The organism is Sphingobacterium sp. T2, from assembly GCF_000814685.1.
GTDB classification, from domain to species: Bacteria; Bacteroidota; Bacteroidia; order Sphingobacteriales; family Sphingobacteriaceae; genus Sphingobacterium; species Sphingobacterium thermophilum.
Genome location: NZ_JXAC01000049.1, coordinates 1 through 8,700, shown reverse-complemented (window position 1 = coordinate 8,700; position 8,700 = coordinate 1). Strand labels below are relative to the sequence as shown.

Below are 8,700 nucleotides of genomic sequence, written 5' to 3'. Positions count from 1 at the left end.
ATTTCAAAAGTATACCAGAGAGCATACGTTGGAGGTTGAGGAAGGATACCTCTCTGATGGTTCTAAGGTTCGCTTTTCTGAGCTGTCGCTCGATGACTTTGAAGAGAAGTGTACTCTGCCATCGTTAGAAGGACAAGTGTACCGTCAGATACGGACTTTGCTAGGAGACCCTCATAACCAGGAGGAAATCCGTAAACAATATCCGAAGCGATCTATCGAGCGTAGAAATACGGGATATGCCGTAGACCTGCTGCTGGATACAGAGCCCTTCACAGCGGGGGAGAGAAGTTTAACTTCTGCAAGCTTATCTGTGGGTCGGAGGGAACACTTCTGTTTATAACCTCAATAAAGCTGCACGTAGACATACTGTCTACACGTCCTTCGGGACTGTTGTGCGTCCATTTCAACAGTCTGGACGATGCTTTGCGGGCCAATCTTATCGGCTTGAAGCATAAGCCTTTGGTCAGCGAGCTGATGGATGACTATATTTTGGAATGCACAGAAAACAATTTGGAACAGCTGCACAACCGTTTTTTTATCAAGGGAAAGCCTAAAGCTATACTGATAATAGAATACGACGGAGAAGATGAGCAGGACATCCGACGTAAAGTTGCTGCGGTGGAAGCGGACATGCGGGCAGCAGGTTACGGTTATTATTTTCCTCTGATATTGGGGGAGGATAAAAAGAAAGTGTGGGATTTGAGGAAGGCAGGCCTGGGGTTGCTAAGCAATACACCTACCGATGAAAAGCCGGTAGCGGTGATTGAAGATACGGCCGTGGATGTGGAGGATTTGCCGGACTATATTGCCGAATTCAACCAAATTTTAGCGAAATATAACCTGTATTCGGTTCATTATGCACATGCCGCCACAGGTGAGCTTCATCTAAGACCCATCATCAATCTGAAAACCAAAGAAGGAAATCAGCTGTTTCGCGATATAGCCTTTGAAATTGCGAAGTTAGTAAAGAAATATAAGGGGTCATTGAGTGGGGAACATGGAGACGGTCGCCTTCGCGGTGAATTCATTGCTTACATGATCGGTGAGCATAACTATCAGTTGCTTAAAGAAATTAAACGGACTTGGGATCCGAAAGGGATTTTCAACCCGGGCAAGATAGTGGATACACCCGCCATGAATACCTTTTTGCGGTACGAGGCAGGTCGTCCTACACGTGAAGTAAAGTCAACATTCCGTTATAGGGGACAGAATATCCTTCAGCATGTGGAGCAGTGTAATGGTTCCGGTGATTGTCGAAAGACTGAGCTGTCGAAGGGTACGATGTGTCCTTCCTATATGGCTACACGTAATGAACAGGATACTACCCGTGCGCGAGCCAACATATTACGAGAATTTCTGACGCATTCACCAAAGGAGAATCCTTTCGACCATCCCGAGATTAAGGAAGTCATGGACCTCTGCCTCAGCTGTAAGGGATGTAAGATTGAATGTCCTTCGAGTGTGGATATGGCAAAGGTCAAGGCCGACTTTCTCCAGGCATACTATGATGCTAACGGCATCCCTTGGCGAACATGGATGGTCGGTAATGTCGACCGTATGACTGCTTTGGTATCTCATATCCCACAACTTTACAATTGGGTTGTGTCCAATAAAGTGACTGGAGGAGTTATGAAGAAGATATTAGGCTTTCACCCTGACCGACAAATTCCGAAGGTTTCTCCTCAGTCTTTGCGGAGCTGGTTTATTTCACGTGAAAAACCCCTGTGGAAAGACAGAAAACCCATCAAGGAGGTCTATTTCTTCTGTGATGAGTTTACAAACTACAATGAGGTGGAGCTAGGCAAGAAGGCCATTCTGCTGCTGGAAGCGCTCGGCTACCAAGTGCTGATGATAGACCATGCGTTCAGCGGACGGGCCTTGATATCTAAGGGTATGCTTCGTCAGGCACGTAAACTCGCCGATAGGAACGTTTCCATCTTCTCTTCACGGTTGTCCGACAAAGTGGCGCTAGTGGGTGTGGAGCCTTCAGCCATACTTTGTTTTAGGGATGAATACGTGGACCTGGTGAGTCCGGAATTGGAAGCCGATGCTCAACGCATAGCGCCGTATGCCATGATTGTGGAAGAATTTCTCTGGAAAGAAGCACAGGAAGGTAATATTTCCAAAGAGCAGTTTATTGCTGCTCCACAAAAGATATTGCTGCATAGCCACTGTCAGCAGAAGGCTTGGAAACTACAGCAGTATACAGCTTTTCTATTGGCGTTGCCGGAAGGATTTTCTGTAGAACACATACCTTCAGGCTGCTGTGGTATGGCAGGAGCTTTCGGCTACGAGAAAGAGCATTACGACATATCGATGAAAATAGGAGAGCTCGTACTTTTTCCTAAGGTCAGAGCAAAAGATAAAGATACTGTTGTCGTTGCTACAGGCAGCAGCTGTCGCCATCAGATTAAGGATGGCACGAACGAAAAGGCCATGCATCCGGTCGAGTTGTTATATCAATCTCTTAAGACAAAGGCCTTCGTTTAATGCGAAGGCCTTTGCGTTTATTTTACAGCATTTAGAGCCTGGCTGTTTAATTTGATGTATTCTCCGTTGTTTGCTTTTTTAGCCATCTCTATACCTTCTTCCGCAGCTTTTTTGGCTCCAGCCTTATCGCCAGCTTTTGCTAGGATAAGCGATTTCCAGTATTTAATATGAGGAGCTTGGGTATTGCCTTCGTCAGCCAATTTAATCCATTCTGCAGCTTTTTTAATGTCCAAGTTGTTGCTATAGTAGTACTGGGCAGCCTGGAAATATGGCTTTTTTTCTCCTTGCATAGCTTTTTCTATGCTGCTCATGATCTCTTTGGTTTGGTCCGCCTTGATGTTGAAGCTAACCTTTGTATTTTCCCAAGCTAAAGAAAGGTTTGTGGAATTGGTCGTTACATCCTCGAAAGTAATGGTAAAGGTTTCCACTTTTTCGGTTAATGTTTTAGGTTTTACCTTGAAGCGAAGGAAATCCTCTTCCTGCTTGTATTGGTAAGCTCCCCATTGTTTAGGGTTTTTGCTGAGGATGATAGTCCATTCGGAAGGTGTAGGGATGGTGAATAGGCCGTACGTGCCTGCAGGAACGGTGTGACCTTCTATTGTTACATCTTCCTCGAAGGTGATGTTAGGAATAGTGTTGGCTCCTGTTCGCCATACTTCGTTGTAAGGCACCAGATCGCCGAATACTTTACGACCTTTGATATTGGGTCTTTGATAGGTGAGTGTTATGTTTTTAATTCCCAATCCTTGGGTGATTGTCGTGCTGCTACTTGCAGGAGGTAGCTTTACCTGTGCAGTGGCTTCTGTGGTCAAGAATAATGCTGTGGCAGTAGCTATTGATAATAATACATTTTTCATATTATGTTCCCTAATTTTTAGTGAATTTAATAAAAAAATCTGTCTTATTCAGGGAGAGGGATTAAATGAGAAATAATCAAAGGGCTTTTTTAAAAAAAGCCCTTTGATTATTGTTTATAGAGGATTCGGAATTTTATTGTGTTTTCGATCTGTTTCAGCTGCTTGATGAGCGACTTGTCGTAATTGGAGTCTATGTCCGTTACTACATAGCCTATTTCTCCTTTTGTCATCAAGAACTGTGACAGAATGTTAATCTGGTTTTCGGCGTAGATGCTGTTGATCTGAGCAGAATGCCAGGCACATTTTTGTGGATGTGAAGTAGGCGGTGACCTTTAAGTTTTTTAGGCAATATCAGGTTAGGGAAGTTACGGCTTTGATCTGTATCGCCATTGTTGATGAAGTCGGCCATGCGGCGAGGGATAAACTCGGCATTGGTACGTTTATTTTTCTTATCGTCGAAGACCACGATACCTTTTTCGTTGCAGATCTTGCGGCTAAGTTTTCCTTTTACATCACCCAAGTAGCCGATAGTTTTGAGTTTATCTGCGCGTGCCAATTGTTCGTCGGCCACTTCGACGCCATCACCTAAGAGCAACATACCCACATCTTTGGTGTATTTCTCTTCGAAGGATTCCTTCACACGGATGGAGAAGCCATCCCGCTTAAGGATATGAGCCGATATTTCAGGAACATCTCCCACGATGAGGCATAGGATACGGTTTTTCGGGTAAGAGATTGCCGAAGGCAGCTGGTTTACATATAAGAATTCGTCGAAGCTTGGTGTTACGTGGTCTGCTTTTTCGGTCACACTTTGACGAGCTATATTCTCGGTGAAGGCAAAGAACTTTTCTATCAGCCTGATTCTTTAAGCTGGAAGTCGGAGTAGCCGTCTCCGATGCCGAAAATTCGGCCTTGGAGGTTAAGTTCTTTCAATAGTTTTACTTTTCCTCCTTCATATGATAGCGGGTTGTTTTCGTCGTAACCTATAATCTGACCTTGTTCGTCAAATTTAAAGGTGTTGGCGTAGATGTTTTTTTCTAAAATGCCGTAGCGCGAAACCACAGGAGTGATAAACTCTTTGAAACCTCCTGACACTATCAATACGGTTTCGGCATTCTGCTTGAAAAATTCACGGTTTCTATCAAAGGATTTCGACACTTTTTTCTTCAAGTGTTTGATAAGCTTTTCTAGGTGTTCTTTGTTGGCTTGCAGGAGCGCTACCCTTCCGGCCAAACTTTCTCGGAACGAAATCTTACCTTCCATGGCTAGGTTGGTAAAACCTTCAATATCCTTTAATATCTGTTCTCTGTTGGGATTATTTTCCAACGATATCCGAGCTAATTCATCCAGTGCTTCAACCTGAGTAAAAGTACTGTCAAAATCAATGATATAGTAATTTTTCACGGCGTTTAGATTGTTTGTGTTGTGTTGTTATTATAGTATGTGTTAGCTATTTGTTCTAATGTAAGATTCAGGGGTTTGAAATTATAATTTATCGTTTTGATCGATTTTTTCGTTGGAGTATGCCAACTTTGAGGAGGCTGCACGGGCAGACTCTTCCGTCAGTACAGACTTTTTGCCGGTAAGCTTGGCTTTCCATTCGGCTGCTCTCCAGGCCAAGGAAAGTAAGAAATCGTTGGCTCTGATAAATGGAGGTTTCTTATGGATGAGCTTGGCAATGCGCGTGAGAAGGTCCTTATTACTGATGTTCTCGGCATTCAGGATGAAGCGTTCTCCGCGTATATTACTGTTGTTCATGAGCTCAATCATGATTTTGCTTACATCCTCTACATCCACGATACCTACCGAGCCGGAGGTAAAGATTTTCAATCCTTTGTTTACGAGTTCGAAGATGGCTCCTGAGCCTGTTTTATAAGCTCCTATCCCCATAATCAAAGAAGGGTTGACGATGACGGCGTCGAGCCCTTCGGTGATGCCACGCCATACCTCGAGCTCTCCTTTGTATTTTGAGAGGGCATAGTTAGACATCTTAGGGTCATATTCCCATTTGTCCTTTTCGTTGACAGGTTTGTTGCTTTTGCTAGTACCCAATGCGGCGATGGAACTTACATGGATTAGCCGTGCTTTATGCTCTAAGCACAAGTTGACGATATGTGCTGTACCTTCGACATTGGTGGCATAGAGCTCCTGTGCATCTTCTTTATGGTAAGAGTACCTTTGCGGCGCAGTGGTATACCTGTGTGATAGGTTCGAAGATGTCAGCAAGTGAAAAATAGTCTGTCACATCGGCGTCTATCCATTCTATGAGCGAGGAAGACTTAAGGAAGTCAGGAATTGTAGATGTCGAACGCTTGGTAGCCAAGACGGCTTGCCCCTGTTCAATAAGCATTTTGATGAGTGTCGAACCTAAAAATCCTGTACCTCCGGTAACTAATATCACTTGCGTTATGTTCTAAAGTTTTTTAGTCATTCAAATATAGATTTTTAGCTTATGGAATGCAAAACTTATGCTGTATTTATGTTTGGGTAAAGCTGATTAAAAGTTTTTCGAATTCATCTAATAAATGCATATTTGTATACTGTATACCAAAATTGAGTTCGGTTTTAATAATTTCCATCATATGTCGTTAGCAGATTTTTTCACACCTATCAAGCTGTCGGATTTTACGGCCAAAGAAGAATATTTGAAGTCGCAGTTTGGCAGCGTCATTCAGAGGTATCAAGATGAGTTTCCGGATTTGGAAGATGAGGAGCTAAGGCCTAACTTGGCCATTATCGGTGTAGAGGAAGATCGTGCCTCTGTCAACAATAAGGGCACGGCGAAAGCCCCTAATGCAGTCCGAAAACATCTGTACGATCTTTATCAGGGAGATTATAAAATCAAAATAGCCGATTTTGGTAATATAAAGGCCGGGGAGACGGTCAATGACACCTATGCTGCGTTGAAAGTAGTGGTAGAAGAGTTAGTGAAAAAGGATATCGTGCCCATTATCATTGGGGGAGGACATGACCTTACTTATGCACAATATCGCGGCTATCAGGATTTGGAACAGAAAGTAGAGGTAGCTATTGTGGATGCCAAGTTTGATTTGGACCAAGAGAATACGGAGAATGTGCCTTTAAATTCTCAGACCTATCTGAACCATATTATCCTGCATCAGCCGGATTATCTATTCAACTTAAGCAATGTAGCCTATCAGACTTATCTGGTGAGTAAGGAGTCTATCAATATGTACGATAAGCTCTTTTTTAACGCTGTACGTGTAGGAATGATTGCTGGCAAGTTGGATCAGGCGGAGCCCGTGATTCGTGCCGCAGATATGGTCAGTTTTGATATAGGAGCCATACGTGCGTCAGAGGCGCCTGGCAATGCCAATGCTGTTCCAAATGGTCTTTTTGGTGATGAAGCCTGTCAGCTGGCCCGGTATGCGGGAATGTCGGACAAGTGTAGCTCGGTAGGTTTTTATGAGTTTAATCCCGCCTTTGATCCTATGGAACAGACGGCTATGCTCGTCTCGCAGATGATATGGTGCTTTATTGACGGCTATTACAATCGTAAGGGCGATGCGCCGTTGATTCCTAAGTCGGCCTATATCATATATCGCACGCATCTGGAAAATGAAGATCACGAGTTGGTATTTGTCAAGAGCAAAAAGTCGGATCGTTGGTGGATGCAGGTGCCATATTTTGGGACCAAGTCTGTCAATGAGCGTTTTTACTTAGTGCCTTGTCGGTACGAAGATTATCAGCTTGCTGTTTCGGGAGAGATGCCAGACTTATGGTGGAAGACAACATCAAAAATTACAATAATTGGGAATGGTCGTAAACGACCATTTTTTGTTTACAAAACTTATGGAATATATTTTCATCTTAATATCAGCAGTATTGTTTATCGTTGTGGTAGTGTTGCTGCTACAGAAGGCTAAAGCCGTGGCTCGTAAGGATTACGATATGGTTGTCCAATCAAAACAAGAGTTGGAGATAGCATATGCTAAGGCCCAGCAGTTTGCGGAACTACAACAAAAGGAGAAAGAGGAACTGAAAGCCTTACTTGAAAAGGAAAGAAATGAGCGGCAGGCACTAGAGCGTACTCTGGAAAGTACCAACGCTTATCTGCAGGCTCAGCAAGAGAAGTTTGAAGAGCAAAAACGGGAGATAGAACGTACTAAGGCGCAATTCAATACGGAGTTTCAGGTACTGGCCAATAAAATTCTGGAAGAGAAGACCAAGAAGTTTACGGATCTCAATCAGCAGTATTTAGGGGTGATCCTAGATCCGCTTAAAGAGAAAATAAAGTCTTTTGAGGAAAAAGTAGAGAAAAGCTATGCGCAGGAATCTGCTGAGCGTAATGTGCTTAAAGGGGTGGTGGAGCAACTGATGCAGCAGAGTATGCAGATTAAAAATGAGGCCAACAATCTTACAAGAGCGTTGAAGGGAGACACGAAGAAGCAGGGTAACTGGGGGGAAGTAATCTTAGAGCGGGTGTTGGAACGCTCCGGACTTACCAAAGATCAGGAGTACAGGCTGCAGGTAGCTTTGCATGATGAGTTTGGACGTCGCCAGCAACCCGATGCCATTATTGATTTGCCGGATGACAAGCAGCTGGTTGTGGACTCCAAAGTATCCTTGGTCGCCTATGACAACTATGTGAATGCAGAGACCGAGGAGGATAGACTTAGCTTTCTGAAGCAGCATGTGCAGTCCATAGAAAATCATGTCAAGGAGCTTTCAGCAAAAAATTATCATAGCCTTTACGGCATACATTCTCCAGATTTTGTATTGCTTTTCATGCCTATAGAGTCGGCATTAAGTGTTGCTGTGATGCATAAGCCGGAGCTTTTTTCTGATGCTTGGGATAGGAGGGTTGTCATTGTAAGCCCGTCAACATTGTTAGCGACATTGCGTACGATAGCTTCGATGTGGAAACAGGAAAGACAGAACAGGAATGTACTGGAAATAGCCAGAGAAGCGGGAGCCCTTTATGACAAGTTTGTTGGTTTTCTGAACGATATGCAGCAAATCCAGCAGCATCTTCAGAAGGCGTCTGAAAAGCATGAGGAAGCTATGAAAAAATTGACCAATGGGCCAGGGAATGTTGTCCGCCGAGTAGAGAACTTAAAAGCTTTGGGAGCTAAAGCAAACAAACAGATTGACGATAAGTTTTTGGATTCTTAAATCGGATAATTTTGTATATGAGTTCAAAGCATTCTTCTGAAGGATCATCTTAGTTCCTTCAGAAGAATGTCTTTGAGTTTATTATTGTGTTCTGACACTACCTAATTGTTCTTCCAACTCTCCWAGAAGTCAATTGATTGGGACATACAATGACTGAGTCTTAGGTATCATGATAACATAAATTTAATCTACCAGATGAATCATATGTTACAAACTT

6 protein-coding genes and 2 pseudogenes are annotated in these 8,700 nt (G+C 43.4%); 4 read left to right on the top strand and 4 right to left on the bottom strand.

Annotation, left to right across the window (positions count from 1 at the left end):
* Positions 1-340, top strand: a pseudogene (locus SD31_RS18350) (FAD-binding oxidoreductase); the annotation flags it as partial.
* Between the two features lie 50 nt (positions 341-390).
* Positions 391-2,490: an FAD-binding and (Fe-S)-binding domain-containing protein gene (locus SD31_RS04255; protein WP_052258645.1), complete on the top strand. Its 2,100-nt coding sequence runs from the start codon at positions 391-393 to the stop codon at positions 2,488-2,490.
* Positions 2,491-2,507: 17 nt separating this feature from the next.
* On the opposite strand, the gene SD31_RS04250 is transcribed toward SD31_RS04255, so the two are convergent.
* The 4 genes and pseudogenes from SD31_RS04250 to SD31_RS19875 form a co-directional block, all read right to left on the bottom strand.
* On the bottom strand, positions 2,508-3,347 hold the full coding sequence (locus SD31_RS04250) for a DUF2911 domain-containing protein (protein ID WP_039053221.1): 840 nt from the start codon (positions 3,345-3,347) through the stop codon (positions 2,508-2,510).
* 107 nt (positions 3,348-3,454) lie between these two features.
* Positions 3,455-4,751, bottom strand: a pseudogene (locus SD31_RS04245) (HAD-IB family phosphatase).
* A gap of 81 nt (positions 4,752-4,832) precedes the next feature.
* On the bottom strand, positions 4,833-5,573 hold the full coding sequence (locus SD31_RS04240) for an SDR family oxidoreductase (protein WP_262506528.1): 741 nt from the start codon (positions 5,571-5,573) through the stop codon (positions 4,833-4,835).
* On the bottom strand, positions 5,509-5,748 hold the full coding sequence (locus SD31_RS19875) for an NAD-dependent epimerase/dehydratase family protein (RefSeq protein WP_262506527.1): 240 nt from the start codon (positions 5,746-5,748) through the stop codon (positions 5,509-5,511). Before SD31_RS19875 ends, SD31_RS04240 begins: the two co-directional genes overlap by 65 nt.
* 181 nt (positions 5,749-5,929) lie before the next feature.
* Here SD31_RS19875 and SD31_RS04235 point away from each other — a divergent pair, with 181 nt between their 5' ends.
* Together SD31_RS04235 and rmuC are read left to right on the top strand one after the other, a co-directional pair.
* Positions 5,930-7,234, top strand: coding sequence for a formimidoylglutamase (locus tag SD31_RS04235; protein ID WP_082021810.1), 1,305 nt, complete (start codon positions 5,930-5,932; stop codon positions 7,232-7,234).
* Positions 7,161-8,483 carry a DNA recombination protein RmuC gene (rmuC, locus tag SD31_RS04230; RefSeq protein ID WP_039053220.1) on the top strand — a complete coding sequence of 441 codons (1,323 nt, stop codon included), beginning with the start codon at positions 7,161-7,163 and terminating at the stop codon, positions 8,481-8,483. The genes SD31_RS04235 and rmuC overlap by 74 nt, the downstream gene beginning before the upstream one ends.
* Positions 8,484-8,700: the final 217 nt, after the last annotated feature.

Bases quoted from the DNA above. Each gene is read 5' to 3' on its own strand.
- rmuC (WP_039053220.1), top strand. From the start codon at position 7,161: ATGGAATATATTTTCATCTTAATATCAGCAGTATTGTTTATCGTTGTG.
- SD31_RS04235 (WP_082021810.1), top strand. From the start codon at position 5,930: ATGTCGTTAGCAGATTTTTTCACACCTATCAAGCTGTCGGATTTTACG.
- SD31_RS04250 (WP_039053221.1), bottom strand. From the start codon at position 3,347: ATGAAAAATGTATTATTATCAATAGCTACTGCCACAGCATTATTCTTG.